Source organism: Rhodococcus sp. Chr-9, from assembly GCF_000801125.1.
Lineage (GTDB): Bacteria > Actinomycetota > Actinomycetes > Mycobacteriales > Mycobacteriaceae > Rhodococcus > Rhodococcus pyridinivorans.
Genome location: NZ_JTIZ01000131.1, coordinates 1 through 16846 on the forward strand (window position 1 = coordinate 1; position 16846 = coordinate 16846).

At 65.9% G+C, this 16846-nt stretch carries 14 protein-coding genes and 1 pseudogene; 6 read left to right on the forward strand and 9 right to left on the reverse strand.

All coding sequences use genetic code 11. The annotated features are described in order from the left end of the window. A pseudogene (locus tag QR64_RS27085) lies at positions 1 to 376 on the forward strand (hypothetical protein); the annotation flags it as partial. A 513-nt stretch (positions 377 to 889) separates the two neighbouring features. Here the strand turns inward: QR64_RS27085 and QR64_RS23075 are convergent. Both QR64_RS23075 and QR64_RS23080 read right to left on the reverse strand, forming a co-directional pair. Further along, the gene (locus QR64_RS23075) at positions 890 to 1090 is read right to left on the reverse strand and encodes a cold-shock protein (protein WP_039587481.1); all 201 of its coding nucleotides are present in this window, start codon (positions 1088 to 1090) and stop codon (positions 890 to 892) included. A gap of 314 nt (positions 1091 to 1404) precedes the next feature. Then, complete coding sequence (locus tag QR64_RS23080) at positions 1405 to 3207, reverse strand: glycoside hydrolase family 15 protein (protein ID WP_039587484.1); 1803 nt, start codon at positions 3205 to 3207, stop codon at positions 1405 to 1407. A 207-nt stretch (positions 3208 to 3414) separates the two neighbouring features. On the opposite strand from QR64_RS23080, the gene QR64_RS23085 reads away from it, so the two are divergent. Beyond that, positions 3415 to 4779 carry an MFS transporter gene (locus QR64_RS23085; RefSeq protein ID WP_268814383.1) on the forward strand — a complete coding sequence of 455 codons (1365 nt, stop codon included), beginning with the start codon at positions 3415 to 3417 and terminating at the stop codon, positions 4777 to 4779. Positions 4780 to 4859: 80 nt separating this feature from the next. Here QR64_RS23085 and QR64_RS23090 read toward each other — a convergent pair whose 3' ends face one another. From QR64_RS23090 to QR64_RS23100, 3 genes are all read right to left on the reverse strand, one after another. After that, positions 4860 to 5066: a hypothetical protein gene (locus QR64_RS23090; RefSeq protein WP_039587485.1), complete on the reverse strand. Its 207-nt coding sequence runs from the start codon at positions 5064 to 5066 to the stop codon at positions 4860 to 4862. Between the two features lie 74 nt (positions 5067 to 5140). Further along, the gene (locus tag QR64_RS23095) at positions 5141 to 5428 is read right to left on the reverse strand and encodes an SHOCT domain-containing protein (protein ID WP_039587683.1); all 288 of its coding nucleotides are present in this window, start codon (positions 5426 to 5428) and stop codon (positions 5141 to 5143) included. Between the two features lie 32 nt (positions 5429 to 5460). Then, positions 5461 to 5910 carry a DUF6325 family protein gene (locus tag QR64_RS23100; RefSeq protein WP_006551605.1) on the reverse strand — a complete coding sequence of 150 codons (450 nt, stop codon included), beginning with the start codon at positions 5908 to 5910 and terminating at the stop codon, positions 5461 to 5463. A 196-nt stretch (positions 5911 to 6106) separates the two neighbouring features. Here QR64_RS23100 and QR64_RS23105 point away from each other — a divergent pair, with 196 nt between their 5' ends. Continuing rightward, complete coding sequence (locus QR64_RS23105; RefSeq protein WP_039587487.1) at positions 6107 to 7516, forward strand: hypothetical protein; 1410 nt, start codon at positions 6107 to 6109, stop codon at positions 7514 to 7516. Here the strand turns inward: QR64_RS23105 and QR64_RS23110 are convergent. From QR64_RS23110 to ppk2, 3 genes are read right to left on the reverse strand one after another with little or no spacing between them, the layout of a single operon-like run. Next, complete coding sequence (locus tag QR64_RS23110) at positions 7501 to 9216, reverse strand: SulP family inorganic anion transporter (protein WP_039587489.1); 1716 nt, start codon at positions 9214 to 9216, stop codon at positions 7501 to 7503. The genes QR64_RS23105 and QR64_RS23110 overlap by 16 nt on opposite strands. Before the next feature lie 9 nt (positions 9217 to 9225). Beyond that, complete coding sequence (locus QR64_RS23115) at positions 9226 to 12006, reverse strand: cation-translocating P-type ATPase (protein WP_039587490.1); 2781 nt, start codon at positions 12004 to 12006, stop codon at positions 9226 to 9228. Between the two features lie 30 nt (positions 12007 to 12036). Beyond that, positions 12037 to 12936, reverse strand: coding sequence for a polyphosphate kinase 2 (gene ppk2, locus QR64_RS23120; RefSeq protein ID WP_039587491.1), 900 nt, complete (start codon positions 12934 to 12936; stop codon positions 12037 to 12039). A gap of 189 nt (positions 12937 to 13125) precedes the next feature. On the opposite strand from ppk2, the gene QR64_RS28950 reads away from it, so the two are divergent. Both QR64_RS28950 and QR64_RS23130 read left to right on the forward strand, forming a co-directional pair. Next, on the forward strand, positions 13126 to 13368 hold the full coding sequence (locus QR64_RS28950) for a three-helix bundle dimerization domain-containing protein (RefSeq protein WP_039587493.1): 243 nt from the start codon (positions 13126 to 13128) through the stop codon (positions 13366 to 13368). Between the two features lie 3 nt (positions 13369 to 13371). Further along, positions 13372 to 13893: a DUF1269 domain-containing protein gene (locus tag QR64_RS23130; protein WP_052227408.1), complete on the forward strand. Its 522-nt coding sequence runs from the start codon at positions 13372 to 13374 to the stop codon at positions 13891 to 13893. Positions 13894 to 13947: 54 nt separating this feature from the next. On the opposite strand, the gene QR64_RS23135 is transcribed toward QR64_RS23130, so the two are convergent. Next, complete coding sequence (locus QR64_RS23135) at positions 13948 to 15984, reverse strand: phage holin family protein (protein WP_039587494.1); 2037 nt, start codon at positions 15982 to 15984, stop codon at positions 13948 to 13950. Positions 15985 to 16020: 36 nt separating this feature from the next. On the opposite strand from QR64_RS23135, the gene QR64_RS23140 reads away from it, so the two are divergent. Further along, positions 16021 to 16827, forward strand: a complete 807-nt coding sequence (locus tag QR64_RS23140; protein ID WP_039587496.1) for an MBL fold metallo-hydrolase — start codon at positions 16021 to 16023, stop codon at positions 16825 to 16827. The last annotated feature ends 19 nt before the right edge of the window (positions 16828 to 16846 follow it).

The window sequence follows — 16846 nt, forward strand, 5'->3', positions numbered from 1 at the left end:
GGCAACGGGGTCGATCGGCACCAGCCCCTACCAAGTGCGAAGAGCCGCGTATCTCGACGGCCTGCTTCCCCTCTCCCGTGTGCAACACGATCTGATCTCCCGTGTGCAACACGATCTGATCGCCCATGCGATCAACGAACGCCTCGACGGGGTCGCCCCACCCCGTGCAGCCTATGCAGCCGAACTCCCCGCGTCCCTCCCGAAGTGGACGACGGCGACGACGATCCCGGCGAATCACGAGGAACGGGGCCGGATTCCGACCGCTGAAGTGATGACGCCCGCGCGCCGAACGACCTGCGGCGCGCCGAAACCCTGCCACCCGAGCAGGGGGAAATGGGCGACAGGGTTCGGCATCGCCCGAGTGGCCTACCTCTGATCCACCCGGCGCCGGCGATCGTCCGCGCAGGGGGTGACAGGCGATCACCGATGTCCTGAGCATACGCCGAAATGCCCTGACCGGGACCGATTGTGCGTACTCGAGGCACTGCCGACGGGGCAGGTCGACAGATCCGACCCCCTGCGGCGGAAGTCTCGCGCCCCGCCGACAGAGTCGACAGCGAACGCATCGTTCGCTTCCGGTGCAGTCTATTCGTTTTCTACAGGATCGGCAGTAGTTCGATCGGACCACAGCCTGCCCGACCGGGTCCCACGAGGCGCCCGGCCGTAGACGGACCGGTACTGCGTCGCGAATCGTCCGGGCGACGAGAAGCCCCACCGCGCAGCGATCGACGCGACCGTCTCATCGTTCGGGTCGGCGGCCTGCAGATCTTGGCCCGCGAGGCCCACATCTGCTCCTCGGTCGGAGCTGCAGCAGCGAGGTGGGTCTCCTCCGCCCACTCGTTCGCCCGTGTGTCCATCTCCCGATCCCACCATCCGAACGTCCCGTATGTCAGCACACCTGCACGTTGACCGCATGTCGACCGAAGATCCCGTAACCGATCTCGAATCGGACCCGTTGACCCCCGGTCAGGAAGCGGTAGCCGCTCCCGTCGATCTGTGAGTAGTGCACCAGGATCTCCGTACCGTCGTCGTCACGGATGAAGCCGTGACCCAGACCGGCGTCGAACCACAACACAACACCGTGTTCCATCTTGTTCCCCTGCCACCGTTCGCGAACTTCCCCGACGGAGCAAGCGACGCGGAAGCGTATCCCCTGCGCTCCCGACAGCCCCTCTGCACCTGTCATTGAAACGTGCTCGGCGGGTCCGGGGAAGCGTGCGCGCCGAATCGGCGACATTCGTACGATTTCTACCGATTTTCAGGCGCGCCAATGTGGTTCGTTCGATGGACAGACACCGACGAACACGGGTGCGTATGCGGGGCAGCATGTACCCACAGGATACATACAGCACGCACGGTGTGGACGAAGATCTCGCGGAGACATGGCATTCGGAGGATGTCGGATCAGACGGCCGGTGCTCCGTCGGCCGGATCCACTGCCCGTGCCCGTTCGGCGACGGTGATCGCGCAGGCCGCGCCGACGAGAGTGAGGTGACTGAATGCCTGGGGAAAGTTGCCGACCTGTCGTCCCGCCTGCACGTCGTATTCCTCGGCGAGCAGTCCGAGGTCGTTGGTGAGTCCGAGCAACCGCTCGAACAACGCGCGGGCCTCGTCGACCCGGCCGTTGAGCGCCAACGCGCTCACCAGCCAGAACGAGCAGGCCAGGAACTGTCCTTCGTCCCCGGGAAGCCCGTCGTCGGTATCCGTCGTCGAATACCTGGATACGAAGCCGTCGCGGCCGAGTTCGTTCCGGATCGCGTCGATCGTGGACGTGACCCGATCATCGGTCGGGGGCAGGAAGCCGACGAGCGGAATCAGCAGAACGCTGGCGTCGAGTTCCGTGGAGCCGTAGTACTGCGTGAACGTGCCACGGACCGGGTCGTATCCACGTTCGCAGATCTCGTCGTGGATCTCGTCGCGGGTCCGCCTCCACCGGTCGAGAGGTGCGTCGAGCCCGAATCCCTCGGCGAGCCGGACCGCGCGGTCGAAGACGACCCAGGCCATGACCTTGGACTGCGTGAAATGGCGCCGGGGGCCGCGTGTTTCCCAGATCCCGTCGTCGGGTTCCTGCCAGATTCCTTCGACGTATTCGATCACGGCCTGCCAGCGGGGCCACATGTGCGGCTCGATCCTACCGAGCGCTTCGGCTCCCTTGTACGCCACGCTGAGGACCTCGCCGTACACGTCGAGCTGGAACTGTTCGGCTGCGGCGTTTCCGACCCGGACGGGCGCCGACCCTTCGTAACCGGGCAGATGTTCCACCTCGAACTCGGTCAGTCGACGCTCTCCCCTGATCCCGTACATGATCTGCACATCGGCAGGATCACCCGTTCCCACCCGGAGCAGGAAGTCGCGGAAGGCCAGAGCCTCGCCGGTGTATCCCCCGGCGAGCAGCGCTTCGAGCGCCAACACCGAGTCGCGCAACCAGCAGTAGCGGTAGTCCCAATTGCGTACCCCGCCGAGCGCTTCGGGCAGGGAGGTGGTCGGGGCCGCCACGATCGCACCGGTCGTCTCGTCGGTCATCCCCTCGAGGACGATCAGAGAGCGGATCACCTCGTCGCGATATGCCCCTTTGTAGGTGCACCGGCCGGTCCACTCGCGCCACCACTCCACGGTGCGCGCGAGCGCGGATTCGGCATCCTCGACGACGGGGGCCGGTTCGAAGGATGGGTACCGGTCCAGAGCGAATCGGTATCGGCCGCTCTCCACGGCGACGAACTCGGATTCGACGGTCCCGGCACGGATCTCCAACGGCACCGTCGTGCACAGGTGGAAGGCGTCCGGGCCGGCCGTCGCGACAGCACCGTCGGTCACCGCCTCGACCCACGGTGTGACCGCCGCATAATCGGGGCGTATCGCCAAGTGCATTCGCATCGGCACACGGCCCCGCAACCCCTCGACGATACGGATCAGCCGAGGTGGACCCGATCCCCGACGAGGCATGAAGTCGATCAGACGGACGGCGCCCTCTGCAGTCTCGAAGTCGGTCTCGAGCACCAGGGTGTCGTCGACATAGCGACGGGTGACCGCCACGGGTTCCGCCGCAGGCGCGACGAGCCAGCGTCCGTGCTCCGGGCCGCCGAGCAGGGCCGCGAAACACGACCCGGAGTCGAACGCGGGCATACACAGCCAGTCGATCGAGCCGTTCCGGCCGACGAGCGCGGAGGTCTGCAGGTCACCGATGAAGCCGTAGTCCTCGAGAAGCATGACGTTACCTCGCGAGAAGAGGAGTCGAGTTCTTCGATCTTCCTCCGGTCTCGGATATCAGGTCAAGGTCACGGTTTCGACTCGTCGGCGCCACCGTCCACCACCGCGGTGGATCATGACGTTCAGAGTTTCGGCGACGTCCTTCGCGACGGGAAGTACGAGATGACCGAGAATCCGGTGGCGAAACCTTCCGCCCCTATTCGGCGAATGTTGCTCCCACTCGCCCTCGCTCAGTTCATCTGCAGTTTCGCAGGTTCGAACATGAACGTGATGATCAACGACATCAGCGTCGACCTGGACACCACGGTGCAGGGTGTGCAGACCGCGATCACCGTGTTCCTTCTGGTCATGGCAGCTTTTATGATTCCGGGTGGGAAACTGACGGACCGATGGGGTCGCAAGCGGTGTTTCGTCGCCGGACTCGTACTGTACGGCGTGGGCGCCCTCCTGAGTGCGGCAGCACCGGGTCTGGGAATCCTGATCCTGGGCAACTCGATCTTCGAAGGAATCGGCACCGCACTGCTCATCCCGCCCGTGTACATCCTCACGACGATGCTCTTCACCGATATGAAGTCCCGGGCACGGGCCTTCGGCGTGATCACCGGCATGGGTGGGATAGGCGCCGCAGCCGGGCCGCTGATAGGTGGATTGATCACTACTGCGATCGACTGGCGGGCCGCCTTCGTCTTCCAGGCACTGATCGTCGCCGCCATAGTCGTTCTGAGCAAAGGACTCGAGGATCCCCTGCCCCCGGATCCGACCACACCCTTCGACGGGATCGGTGCCGTCCTGTCCGCCGCAGGTCTCGTCTGTATCGTCATGGGGATTCTCCAGGCGGACAACGCACTCTCGGTATCCGCCGGCCTCATCGGTATCGGAATCCTGCTCGTCGTCGGGTTCTTCCTGCACGTACGACGCTTCGAACGGGCCGGCAGAGTGCCGCTCCTCTCGACCGACCTGTTCCGTAATCGCACATCGAATCTCGCGCTCGTCACCCAGAACATCCAGTGGCTGCTGCTGATGGGCGTCGCGTTCGTCGTCTCGGCATTCTTGCAGGTGGTCCGCGGCTACAACGCAATCGAGACGGGCATCATCTTCACCGCCGCCACCGCCGGCATTCTCGGTTCCTCATTGCTGGCGGAACGATTGGCCGCCCGGCATTCACAGCGTGCCCTCATCATGAGCGGCTTCGTCGTCACCCTCGGCGGCATCGTGGTGCTGCTCCTGATGGTCCGTGCATGGACCAGCGCATGGGCGTTCGCCCCGGGCCTGTTCCTCATCGGCGTCGGACTGGGTGCGATGCTCACTCCGTCCGTGAACGTCGTGCAGTCGGCGTTCCCAGAGGAACAGCAGGGTGAGATCTCGGGTCTGTCGCGCTGCGTGTCCAATCTGGGTTCGTCCCTGGGCACTGCCGTGGCAGGTACCGTCCTCGTCGTCGGCCTGGCCACGCCGGACCGGTCGTATGCGGCCGCGATGATCGTGCTGGCGTGCATCGGGCTCGTCGGACTCGTCGCGTCCGCGCTCCTTCCCGCGACCTCGAGTGCCACGCCTTCCGCCTCCGGAGCCCAGTGACGACCGTGTCGCGAGGAGAGGGCCCGAGACACACGGAATACGCTCTCTTTCAACAGATACAGTGCGTCACCGCTACGATCTCAGGTCGACGGCGGCCGACGGGCCGACCAGTATTCCGGCTCGACCTCCCCGACGTCGACGTCGTGCCCGAAGAGCTGACGGGCCAGCACACGAGCGCGGTCCTGCACCTCCGTCGGGGTGAGGTCGTCCGCCAGTACCAGCGACAGCCTCGCCACGTAGTCGGTCGGCTCGTCGATCCGGTGTACCGTACACCTCCAGTCGCCCATGAAGCTCGTTCCTCGACCCGTCGGCGGCGCGTGGGAGTGGTCGTGTCCGCTCGACGCAGAGGCCGGACTCGGGCTCAGGATGCGAGAATTCGCGCCTTCTCCCTCTCGAACTCGGCCTCGGTGAGCACACCCTGGGCCTTCAATTCGGCGAGGTCCTTCAGCGCGGTGATGCGATCCGTTCCACCCGGAGGCGGCGCGGGCATGGGTTCGGGTTCGGGTGCGTACTGGGCGGGACGCCCGTAGACGGCCTGGCCCTGCGATGCCCATCGTTCTCCCTGCCGGCGGGAGACGCGGTTGGAGACGGCCGTCGCCGTCCCGGCTACGACTGCGGTGCGAGCCACCCCGCGGAGTAGTCCTGGCATGTCGATCTCCTCGTGTATTTCGTTCGCTCGAGTCACATTTCGACGTCGAGCTTCTCCAGCGAAGCCAGGATGCTCTGGACCGGGATACGCCCGGACGCGACGAGTTCGGCGCCGTTGCGACGCAGTGCCCGCGCCAGCGGAGCAGCCCAGGTGTTCTCGTAGACGAGCACGGCCGCCGAGCAGCCGGGTTCGAGCGCAGCCCCCGCTTCGTCGAAATCGGTGTCGCCGAGCAGGCCCGACGACGCCTCCGCGAACAACGTCACGTCGACTTCTCCTTCGAGCCCGACCTCGGAGATGTCGATCCCGGCGACCGAACCGTCGGTGTCCTTGCGGACGAACGCGAGATCGAGCACCCGGATGATGCCTCGCTCGACAAGGTCGAGCAGCAGCGGTAGAGCAGAACCGTTCGGTGGTCGGTCGGCGGGGAATTCGATGACGAGATAGTCGACCGGGCCCATCTCGTCGATATCCGAATCGGTCACCTGAAGCCTCTTTTCGATGAAAGATCGTTGGCGGAAGCCGGGAGTGGACTTCCGTCGGTGTCGTCGACAACAGATCCCCTCCTGTCGAGTATGACCACTCGAAGTCCACTTCTGAAGGGAATAGGATCCAAATTCCAACCGGAGTTGTCGGCAACGGCGCATAATGGGTCCGGCCCCGAAAGGGGGCGATGCAGGGATGACCACAAACATCGGCACAGGCGGTGAAGGTCCCCGACCCGACCGACTGGACGACGACGAGCGCGCCGAACTCGATCGGTTGCGTGCGGAAGTCGCCACGCTTCGCGAACGAGCCACTGTCGGGGTGGAGCCCGTTCCCGAGCCGCGGCCTGCGAGACACGGCTGGCGCTGGGCTGCCCTTGCACTGCTCGCCGTGCTGGTCGCGGTCCTGGCCGTCCTCTCGGTCACCGCACGGTTCGTGCGCAGCGAGATCCTCGACACCGACCGGTACGTGACAACCGTCGCCCCGCTGGGCTCGAACCCCGCCATCCAGACGCAGATCGCGAATTCCGTCACCGACGAGATCTTCACACGCGTCGACGTCAAAGGTCTGACGACCGACGCTCTGGTCGCTCTCACCGACGCCGTTCCGGCCACAGAGAACGCGCCGCGCGTCGACCGCGCCGTCGAGGGACTGGCACCGGTGATCACCGGACAGGCGCGGAACTTCGTCAACGAGACGGTGTTGTCACTGGTGCAGAGCGAGCAGTTCGAGGATCTGTGGATCCAGGCCCACCGCGCCGCCCACAACGCATTGGTCGCGGTGGTGACCGGCAACGTCGGGCCGTCGTCGGTGACGGTCGACGATTCGGGCACGGTGAGCATCTCGCTCGGCACGGTGATCGACAACGTGAAGGGCCGTCTCCTCGACCGCGGTTTCACGTTCGCGGAGAAGATCCCGAGTGTCGACAAGCAGTTGGTCCTGTTCCGATCACCGGAACTGGTCCGGGCGCAGCGAGCCGTGAACACTCTCGACAACATTTCGGATGTGCTGCCCTGGATCACCCTCGCCGCTGCTGCCGGCGCAGTCGCCGTCGCGCCGCCGGGCCGTCGCCTACGCGCACTCGCCTTCGTCGGCCTCGCACTGGTCGTAGGAATGTTCGTTCTGGCGGTCGCGCTCATCATCGTCCGGTCGCTGTATCTCGACGATGTCCCGCCCGACGTCCTGTCGCCGGAGGCGGCAGCAGCCATCATCGATGCCGTGCTGATGCCGCTGCGGACCAGCCTTCGGGCGGTCGCGGTGCTCGGACTGGTGATCGCTCTCGGTGCCTACCTCACCGGTGGCTCGTCCTCCGCCCGGACCGTTCGGCGTGGGTTCGGCCGCAGCCTCGGTGCCGTCCAGCGGCTACGTCGGCCCCGCCCGCCGAATGCGTTCGAAGAAGCGGCCTTCCGTGCCCGCGTCGCGATCCGGGCGGTCGTCATCGGAGTGGCTGCACTGCTCGTGATGTTCTGGCGCTACCCGACCGGGCTCGTGGTCGCGCTCATCGTGCTGGGTGCGGTACTGGCGCTGCTGGTCCTGGAACTGGTGATCAGGCCCGCCCGTACCGTCGAGGACCGACCGACGATCGAGGATCAGCCGACGATCTGATCGTCGCTTCGACCGGTCCTGCCGATGAAGGCGTTCACCGCGTCCTCGACGGTCGGATGGAAGCGAGTCGGGTCGAACCTGTCCCCGACCCCGAATCTGATGAGCCGGTCCTTGATCGGCCCCTTCATCTCGGCGAACACGAGGCGGATGCCGTTGCCCTCCAGATAGGTGTCGAGGTCGACGAGCTCGTCGACGGCGGTCGTGTCCAGTCCCGTGATCGGTTCGGCCGCGATGACCACCCATTCGACCGGCGCTTCGGTTCGGGCCACCACCGACCGCACGTACTGATCGAAGATCTCCCCGTTGGCGAAGAACAGCGGGGCGTCGAACCGGACGATCACCAGACCCGGGATACGACTGCCCTCGGGATGACGTTCTACGTCGTGGAATCCCGGACGATCGGCGGTCCGCACGAGCTCGGTGCGATACGGCTGCCAGGCGCGCGCGACCACCGAGACGAAGGACAGACCGATCGCGACGACGATGCCCTGCAGCACGCCCACCAGAGCGACCCCGAGGAAGGCCGCGACGGCCAGCCCGAACTCCACCGAGCTCATCCTCCACATCCGGACCATGCCCCGGACGTCCACCAGGGCCGTGGCGGCGACGATCACTACAGCACCGAGAGTCGCATCGGGTAGATAGGTGGTCAACCCCGGAGCGACGAGAACGAAGACGAGAACGGCGACCGCTCCCACGACACACGCGAATTGGGTTCGCGCGCCGCTCTGCTCGGCGACCGGCGTCCGAGATCCGCTTGCGGAGATCGGGAACCCTCCGAAGAGTCCTCCGGCGATGTTGGCGACACCCACCGCTTTCATCTCCGTGCTCCCGTTCACGTTCTCACCCCGTCGCGCGGCGAAGGTGCGGGAGAGCACTCCGGTGTCGGCGAAAGCGATCAGCGCGATACCGGCTGCAGGTCCGACGAGACGGGCGACGTCCGACCACTCGACCCCGCCGAACGACGGGAGCGGGAGTCCCTCGGGCAGCGCGCCGACCATTCCGATGTCGTCGGTGAGATCCAGCGCAGCGGAGGCCACGATCGCTCCGACGACCGCGACCAGGACTCCCGGTATCCGCGACAACCACAATCGGAAACCCACGATGACCGCGAGCGAGGCGAGCCCGATACCGGCTGCGACCGGGTCGATCCCACCACCTACCACGGTTTCCCCGATCTCTCGGATCTCCCCCAGGAGGCCGGGCGCGTCGACCGAGAAGCCGAGCAGTTTCGGAAGTTGTCCGACGATCACGACGAGTGCGATGGCGTTCAGGTAACCCAGCCGGATCGGTTTGGACAGCAGTTCGGTGACGAAGCCGAGACGGAGGAATCCTCCGACGAGCAGGATCACGCCGACGAGCACACCGAGTACCCCGGCGAAGACCAAGGCGCTCTCCGGATCGTCTGCGACGGCGAGCGGAAGGACGGCCGCTGCGATGAGCGGAGCGAGCGACGAGTCCGGGCCCAGGACGAGGATCTTCGACGGGCCGACCACCGCATAGGCCAAGAGAGGAACGATGGTTGCATAGAGGCCGGCATAGGCAGGCAGACCCGCCGCTTCCGCGTAGCCCATTCCGGCAGGGATGAGCAGTGCGGTGAGGACGAGACCGGCAGTGATGTCCGGACGCAGCCACTCCCGGCGATAGGCACGAGCTGTTGCGATTCCGGGAAGCGCCCCCAAGCCCTGGATTCGTGACATGACCCGGCCTCAGTGAGCACGCGCAGGAGCAACCGCCACCGGCGCGGGGATCGACAGGTCCGGTGTGTGTCGGTGACGCCGGATCGCCTTCTCCGCTTCCACGACGACCGGAACGATCACCGACCAACCGATGCAGACCAGCCATTGAGCGCCCGTCAGCGACGTCGTCATGAGAAGGTCCTGCAGGAAGTCCGACTCGACGGCGAGCACGGTGACCACCACCGGAATCGACAGGATCCGGAGGGCGCCCACGATCGGCGCGGCGAATCCGGATTCGGGATCGCGCCGCATGGACAATCCGGCGAGAACGGAGCCGAACGACAGCACGACGAAGGCGGTCGTCATCGGCACCGACGGTTCGGTCGTGCTCATTTCGCCCGGGGCGAGGAGCAGGGCCGCGAGAGCCACGGCGAATTGAAGGGTTCCGTAGACCGTCCACTGCACGAAAGCGGCTCTGTTTGCGATGGGTGTATTCGGGTCACGAGGCGGCTTGCTCATGAGATCCGGTGAAGGCGGGTCGAGCATGATGACGGCGACCGGGAACAACGTGATGAAGAAGTGCTGGAACAACACCATCAACGGGGTCAGGGCGACGCCGTCGTTGATGTCGAAGATGCTCGCGACGAGGAAGAGCAGAACGAGCGACAACAGCTTCGACATCTGGTACCGGATGTACGACACGATCTTCTCGTAGATGTTTCGCCCCAGCCGGATCGCAGTGACCAGCGTTCCGAAGTTGTCGTCGGTCAGCACGATTCTCCCGGCCTGCTTCGTCACTTCGCTGCCCGATCCCATCGCAACTCCGATGTCGGCCTTCTTCAGCGCTGCGGCGTCGTTGACGGCGTCTCCGGTCATCGCGACGACCGCGCCCTCCTTCTGCATGAGATCGACGAGGCGGAGCTTGTCCTGGGGAGTGACACGGCCGAACACGTGCAGGTTCGGAAGCTCCGCCGCCAGAGCCTCGTCGGACATCGCTCGGAGGTCGGGTCCGCTGACGACCCCTGGGCCGAGACCGAGTTCGGCTCCGATCGCGGACGCTGTGATCGCATGATCACCGGTGATCATGCGGACATCGATACCTGCCGCGTGCGCGGTTCGTACCGCCTCGACCGCCTCGGGCCGGAGTGGGTCGATGATGCCGACCATCCCGACGAAGGTGAGATCGTCCACGAAGGACATCGGGTCTGCCCGGACCACCTCCTCCTGCCCGTCGACGATGCGGGCCGCGAACGCCAGCACCCGCAGCCCCTTCTCGGACAGAGTCCGGTTCGCGGCGACGAGTTCGTCACGAGCCTCGTCGAGTGGAACCGCGTGTCGCCCGGGGCGATAGGCGGTGCTGCACAGTGCCAGAATCACGTCCGGGGCACCTTTGACGAGTTCGACCAATCGCGTGGCTCCGTCGACCGGAAGGTGATGGAACGTCGCCATGAACTTGTACGCGGAGTCGAACGGCACTTCGGCGATGCGGGGGTACGACCGGCGGGTGAGCGGGGCGTCGATGCCGAGTTTGGCGGCCAGCACGACCAGAGCCGCCTCGGTGGGATCTCCGACAACCACTCCGCTGTCGGACACCGTGGCATCGCTGTCGAGGCACAATCCGTATGCGAGAAGAGTGAAGTCGGGCAGCTCGTCGCCGGCGGCACGCGTGATCCGCCCGGTCTTGCTGTATCCCTCACCGTCCACGGTGTACCACCGGGTGTGGAAATACAACGAGCGCACGGTCATCTGGTTCATCGTGAGCGTACCGGTCTTGTCCGAGTTGACCGCGTTCGTGGCACCGAGGGTCTCGACATCGGAAAGGTTCTTGACGACGGCCTTCGCTTCGGCGAGCTGCCGGGCACCGAAAGCGAGCATCGCCTGCACGAAGGTCGGCAGGCCGGTCGGGATCGCCGACACCCCCATGGCGATGCCCAGCAACAGCACCGTGGTCAGATCCTGCCCGCGGATCACGCCGATGACGACGATGACGGCAACCGCGGTCCACGCGATGACCCCGAGCAGCCGGGTCAGCGAGTCGAGTTCGCGTTGCAGCGGTGACTTGCTCGGAGCAACGGCCGAGAGCATCGACGCGATCCGGCCCATTTCTGTGTCCATGCCCGTTTCCGTCACCACCATCCTGGCGGTACCACGAGTGACGGATGTGTTCTGGAACAGCATGTCGGAGCGATCGCCCAAGGGCACGTCACCGACGGGAAGGGTCGCGGGGTCCTTCGGAACGGGTGCACTTTCTCCGGTGAGCGCTGCTTCCTGCGTCTCGAGCGTCGCCGACGTGATCACACGTCCGTCCGCGGGCACGAGGTCGCCGGCTTCGAGTTGCACGATGTCGCCGGGCACCAGGTCGGTGGCCCCGATCTCGCTCAACACTCCGTCGCGGATCGTTCGCGCCTGCGGAGTCTGCATTCTCGCGAGGGCGTCCACGCTCGCACGGGCCTTCACTTCCTGCCGCGTGCCCAGCACCACATTGAGTGCGACCAGGACGACGACGACGAGTGCGGTGGAGATCTCCCCGATCACGATGCTGACCGCCGTCACGGCGATCAACATCAGGTTCATCGGATCCCGTACCTGCCGCAGTGCGACCGTCCACGTGGACGGTGCGGGTTCGGACACGATCGTATTGGGTCCGAAGCGTCGGCGACGTTCGTCCGCCTCTGCCGTGGTGAGACCGGATCGTTCGTCGGAGGACAGCGCTGCGATCACGTCGGCGGCGTCTGTGGCATACCAGGACGGTTCTTCCCGACCGGGGACGAAATGCTTCGCTCGGTCCGGTCCGGATCTCGTAGTGGCCATCGCGGTTCGTCCTTCCCTACCGGAAGAGCCTCAGTAGAGCGTGGGTATCCAGTGAAGAGGCTGGGTTGGTGCCGTGTACCCATCGGCGTCCTGCCGCTGCGGCAGAACCAGATCGGGGCGCTCGAGCGGCTCGTAGGGGATCCGGTCGAGCAGATGGGCGATGACGTTGAGCCGACCACGTTTCTTGTCGTCGTTGTCGACGACATACCAGGGAGCCCAACCGGTATCCGTGAAGTGGAACATCTCGTCCCGTGCCCGGGAGTAGTCGTACCAGCGTGTGTACGACTCCAGATCCAGATCCGACAGCTTCCAGGTCTTACGAGGATCGTCGATGCGACTCTGCAAGCGCAGCGTCTGTTGCTCCGGGCTCACTTCCAGCCAGTACTTCAGAAGGATGATGCCGGAGTCCACGATCGCGCGTTCGACCGTCGGGATCATCTGGAGGAAATGCTGTGCCTCCTCCTCCGTGCAGAAGTCCATCACTCGTTCGACGCCGGCGCGGTTGTACCAACTGCGATCGAAGATCACGACCTCACCTCCGGCCGGCAGGTGGGGTACGTAGCGCTGGATGTACATCTGAGACCGTTCACGCTCCGTGGGTGCGGGCAGCGCGACGACGCGGAAGACCCTGGGACTCACTCGTTCCGTGATCGCCTTGATGACACCACCCTTACCTGCGGTGTCGCGGCCCTCGAACAGGATGCAGATACGAACTCCGGACGATCTCACCCAGTCCTGCACGGCGACGAGTTCGGCGTGCAGCGGACGGAGCAGGCGACGGTACTCCTTGTTCTTCATGGGTTCGCGGACCGGCGATGCGCCCTGCTGCGGTGGACCGGGGGGACGAAGGGCGCCGGAATCGGAACGCGCGGTGAGCGATTTCTCCGGCGATCTCTTCCGGTGCTTCTCGTGCCCCGTCTTGTGTCCCACGGTTCCCCCTCGGACGTTCACCCATTGTCCGCCTCCGATCCCGCGTTCGTGGGAGAACGATCGGTTCGGGGCGATGGACGCGGACCGGCCACCACGTACCAGAGGTGTTGCCGAATCGTGCCCGAAAGCGGTGCATCCGATACCGTTTCGAGCCTTGACGGATCTCGGGGCCGACGTCACGCTTGGCCGATGAGCGGTGACGACGAGTTCCGTCAGATACAACAGGTGATCGAACGTCTGGTCATTCGATATCCGCTTGTTCCTCCGGACGACATCGAACGTGCGGTGCACGGCGTCCACCTCCGATTCGCTACGAGCAGAGTTCGAGACTTCGTTCCGCTACTCGTCGAGAGGGCGGTGAAGCGCGAGCTCACCGGACACCCGATGCTCGATTCGACTCTTCCGCCTGCGGTTCCGAATCTCGGCAGGTAGAACGTGAGCAAGCACGAGAACAGCACCCTGTCCGTGAGCGCCGCAGCGTACGACCGGATCGAGGACGCTGTGGCCGACTTCGAGGGACTCGAGCGTCTCCACCGTGAGGTACGCCCCTCCCACGGCTTCGACGCATCCGTCATCGTCAAGGAGGAGAACGGGAAGATCCGTCTCGTCGAGAAGCACGAGCACCCCACTCGTCACGGGGCAGCGGTCGGTCTCGGCTGGGGTCTGGCCGTCGGGGTGGTGGCCGCCTTGTTCCCACCCGTGGGTATCGGTCTCGTCGGCGCCACCGCAGGTGGAACAGGCATCGGAGCCTTGCTCGGGCATGCGGGAGACCGGATGGACCGCAGAGACGTCCAAGAGCTCGGTGAGGCTCTCGAACAGGGGCAGGCCGGTGTCGTCGTGGTGTACGCAGCCGACCTCACCGACCGGATCGCCGCCGAGATGAAAACAGCCCGCCGGATCGTCTCCAAGACCACCGGTATCGCCGTCGACCTTCGCGACACCGAACGAAACCACTGACCGAACCGACCGAAATCTCCTGTCCCGAAGAGCTTTCGTTCTCCCTGGGCCCGGTCACCCACCTCTGATCGTCGCGTGGTGATCGGTCGTTGCTGTGGGCGGTCCCGCCGATCGATCCCGCCACCCGGCGAGCACCTCGTGCACGTTCTCGGCGCCCTTCAGCGGCTCCGGGGGTGGGGGCAGCGTGGCGGGATAGAGGAGGAACGGAGTGCTTTGCGGACCACCCATACCGCCGTGCGAGCCGACCTGCTCTTCGAACGCTGCAACCTCGTCGGTCTCTGGCCAGTATGCACCGCCGACCATGATGTCGGCGACGTTGTCGAAGGTGTCGGTGCGCCGGACCTTCGCCAGCGCATCGGGACCCATCACCTCGAGGGGATTCCGGCCGGTGACCTCACCGGTCGTCACGTCCACCCGGCCGTGAGGTCCGAGCACGACGGATCCGCCCGGGGCGGCGACGAGAAGGAAGCCGATTCCGGGATGCGCCCGGAGAGCGGTGAGCAGTCCTGGGTGCGCGGCTTCGATGGTGTCGATGTCGGCGCGGCCGGGCAGGTGCGGGAAGTACACCAGACCGAGGTTGCCCGAGCCGAGCACGATCGGTTCACCGGCGACGGTGTGCGCCTGCTCCTCGGCCGGTGCGGCGTGCATGCTGGCTGCGGCATAAGCGCGCCCCTCCCCTCCTGGCTGGGCAAAGGTATCCGCCCTCCGCTCGTGCCGGTGACGATCGGCCGACTCGCTCCGTGCAGCCAACCGGATCACCAGTTGTCCCAGGCTCTCTCCGTAGCGTTGCAGAAACGTCGCGCCCTGGCTCTGCCCGTGATCCGAGAGCACGACGACGTGATAGGACCGGTCGGACTGTTCCGTCACCGCGAGCAACATCGCGACGATGTCGTCGACTTTCGCGAGCACGGAGAGTGTCTCGGGCCGAGAGATCCCGGAGTGGTGCGACACCTCGTCGTAGCCGATCAGATCGAGATAGACGACGGCACGCCCCTTGATCAGATCACCGACCACTGCGGCAGCGGTGACGTCGGTGGCGAGTACGGTCGCGAAAGCGCGGACGAACGGATACATTCCGCCGCGCGGAACCCGTGGACGGACGTCCTTCCGCTTCTGCCGCAGCGACTGACGAAGTTCCCGTTGCAGTTCCGCGATCATCCTGATGAAGGTGCGCAGTGCGCTCGCAGGATCGGCGAAATAGGCACTGTAGCCGGCACCCCCACCGAGCCGGGCACCGCGCATACGACTGACGACCAGTACGTTGTCCTGCGCACCACCGGTGAACAGGTTGCCCCGGCTCGCACCGTCGTGGGCGAGCAGCCCGGGCCGGTCCGCCCGCTCGAGTTCGCGCTGTTCGTTGTCGGCCGGGTTGCTGAACACGGAGATACGCCCGGTGGTCTTGTCGTACCAGCGGAATGCGGGCACGTTGTGGTTGGAACCGTGCAGCACGCCCAGTTGGGTCGCTCCGGTCTGACTGCTCCAATCGGTGTACCACGGCACCAGCCGGTGGGTCTCACGCACCAGCGTCGCCAGGCGGGGCGTGACACCGTCGGCGATCGCCCGCCGCAGTACGTCGTACCCGAGCCCGTCGATCTGGATGCACAGCAACCCCGGAGGTGCACCCACGAGCGTCGCGTTGCGCCGCAATCGAAACCGGTGCCGCCGCACCTGCATCAACCGGTAGGCGGTGTCGGAGCGGGAGGCGATCGCGCCCGAGATGACGGAAGTGACCAGCGAAACCAGCGCGGCGAGCACGATCGCATCGCCCGGACGGTCCACCGTGGCGACCGGTACCAGGTACAGCGTCAGCAGCATGATCGCACCGCCGGCCAGGAAAACTCCGACGAACAGCAATACCGGGCCGATCCACGACATCAACCGCATCATCACCGGCCACAGCGCTGCGTTCAGCAGACCGAACACCAGCGCCAGTACCAGCGCGGCCGGGAGCGTCGGTATCGGAGCGAAGCCGGACCGGTCGAGCGTGACGCCGTCGAGGACCCGGTCGAGCACGACGAGCGCGAGCGCCGACGATCCCCACAACACGAGGAACTCGACGAGTATCCGCAACAAGCCGCCCACCGTACGCATCGCGGGCCCCTTCCCACGTCTGGAATCGTAAGGTTCATGAGCACGCCACCGCGGGTGAATGCCCCGGTATCCGGTCTGCGCTGGCTCGGGCATGCCACCACGCTGATCGAGGACCGTGGGACGGTCGTCCTGACCGACCCGGTGCTCACCGACCGCGTCGCGCATCTGCACCGCCGCCGGGGACCCACCCCTACCGGACCCCACGTGCACGACCCGGATGCCGTCCTGCTCTCGCACCTGCACGCAGACCACACCCACCTGAGGTCGTTGCGGTTGCTCGATCCGGACGTTCCGATCGTGGTCCCCTGGGGAGCCACCGACGGATTTCCGGCACTGCGTCGGTTCGCCGACCGCCTCGTGCCGTTGCGTCCCGGCGAGGGAATACGGATCGGCACGGTCACCGTGCGCACCGTGCCCGCCCGGCACGATGGCCGCCGTTGGCGCCGTGGCCCGGAACTCGCGCCGGCGGTCGGGTACGTCGTCGAGGGAGCCCGCCGCACCTATTTCGCCGGCGACACGGATCTGTACCCGGGTCTCGCCGACCATGTCGGGCCCGTGGATCTGGCGTTGCTACCCGTCGGAGGTTGGGGGCCCACCCTCGGCGACGGCCACCTCGATCCCGGCCGGGCCGCTGTCGTCGCCCGTCTGGTGCAGGCGGGTCTGGCCGTACCGATCCACTACGGCACGCTGTGGCCGATCGGTCTCGACGCCGTCCGCCCCCGGTTGTTCTTCGGGCCCGGTGCCGAGTTCGTCCGTCGGGCCGAGCACGCAGGGATCGATACCGTGGAGCTGAACCCGGGCGACGCGCTCGGCGCATCGGGTACCGGTCCGGCCGACCCGTGAGATCGTGATCGACGCTGGG

Excerpts from the sequence above, each read along its gene's own strand:
- QR64_RS23075 (WP_039587481.1), bottom strand. The coding sequence starts at position 1,090 with ATGGAACACGGTGTTGTGTTGTGGTTCGACGCCGGTCTGGGTCACGGC.
- QR64_RS23080 (WP_039587484.1), bottom strand. The coding sequence starts at position 3,207 with ATGCTTCTCGAGGACTACGGCTTCATCGGTGACCTGCAGACCTCCGCG.
- QR64_RS23085 (WP_268814383.1), top strand. The coding sequence starts at position 3,415 with ATGTTGCTCCCACTCGCCCTCGCTCAGTTCATCTGCAGTTTCGCAGGT.
- QR64_RS23090 (WP_039587485.1), bottom strand. The coding sequence starts at position 5,066 with ATGGGCGACTGGAGGTGTACGGTACACCGGATCGACGAGCCGACCGAC.
- QR64_RS23095 (WP_039587683.1), bottom strand. The coding sequence starts at position 5,428 with ATGCCAGGACTACTCCGCGGGGTGGCTCGCACCGCAGTCGTAGCCGGG.
- QR64_RS23105 (WP_039587487.1), top strand. The coding sequence starts at position 6,107 with ATGACCACAAACATCGGCACAGGCGGTGAAGGTCCCCGACCCGACCGA.
- QR64_RS23110 (WP_039587489.1), bottom strand. The coding sequence starts at position 9,216 with ATGTCACGAATCCAGGGCTTGGGGGCGCTTCCCGGAATCGCAACAGCT.
- QR64_RS23115 (WP_039587490.1), bottom strand. The coding sequence starts at position 12,006 with ATGGCCACTACGAGATCCGGACCGGACCGAGCGAAGCATTTCGTCCCC.
- QR64_RS28950 (WP_039587493.1), top strand. The coding sequence starts at position 13,126 with ATGAGCGGTGACGACGAGTTCCGTCAGATACAACAGGTGATCGAACGT.
- QR64_RS23135 (WP_039587494.1), bottom strand. The coding sequence starts at position 15,984 with ATGCGTACGGTGGGCGGCTTGTTGCGGATACTCGTCGAGTTCCTCGTG.
- QR64_RS23140 (WP_039587496.1), top strand. The coding sequence starts at position 16,021 with ATGAGCACGCCACCGCGGGTGAATGCCCCGGTATCCGGTCTGCGCTGG.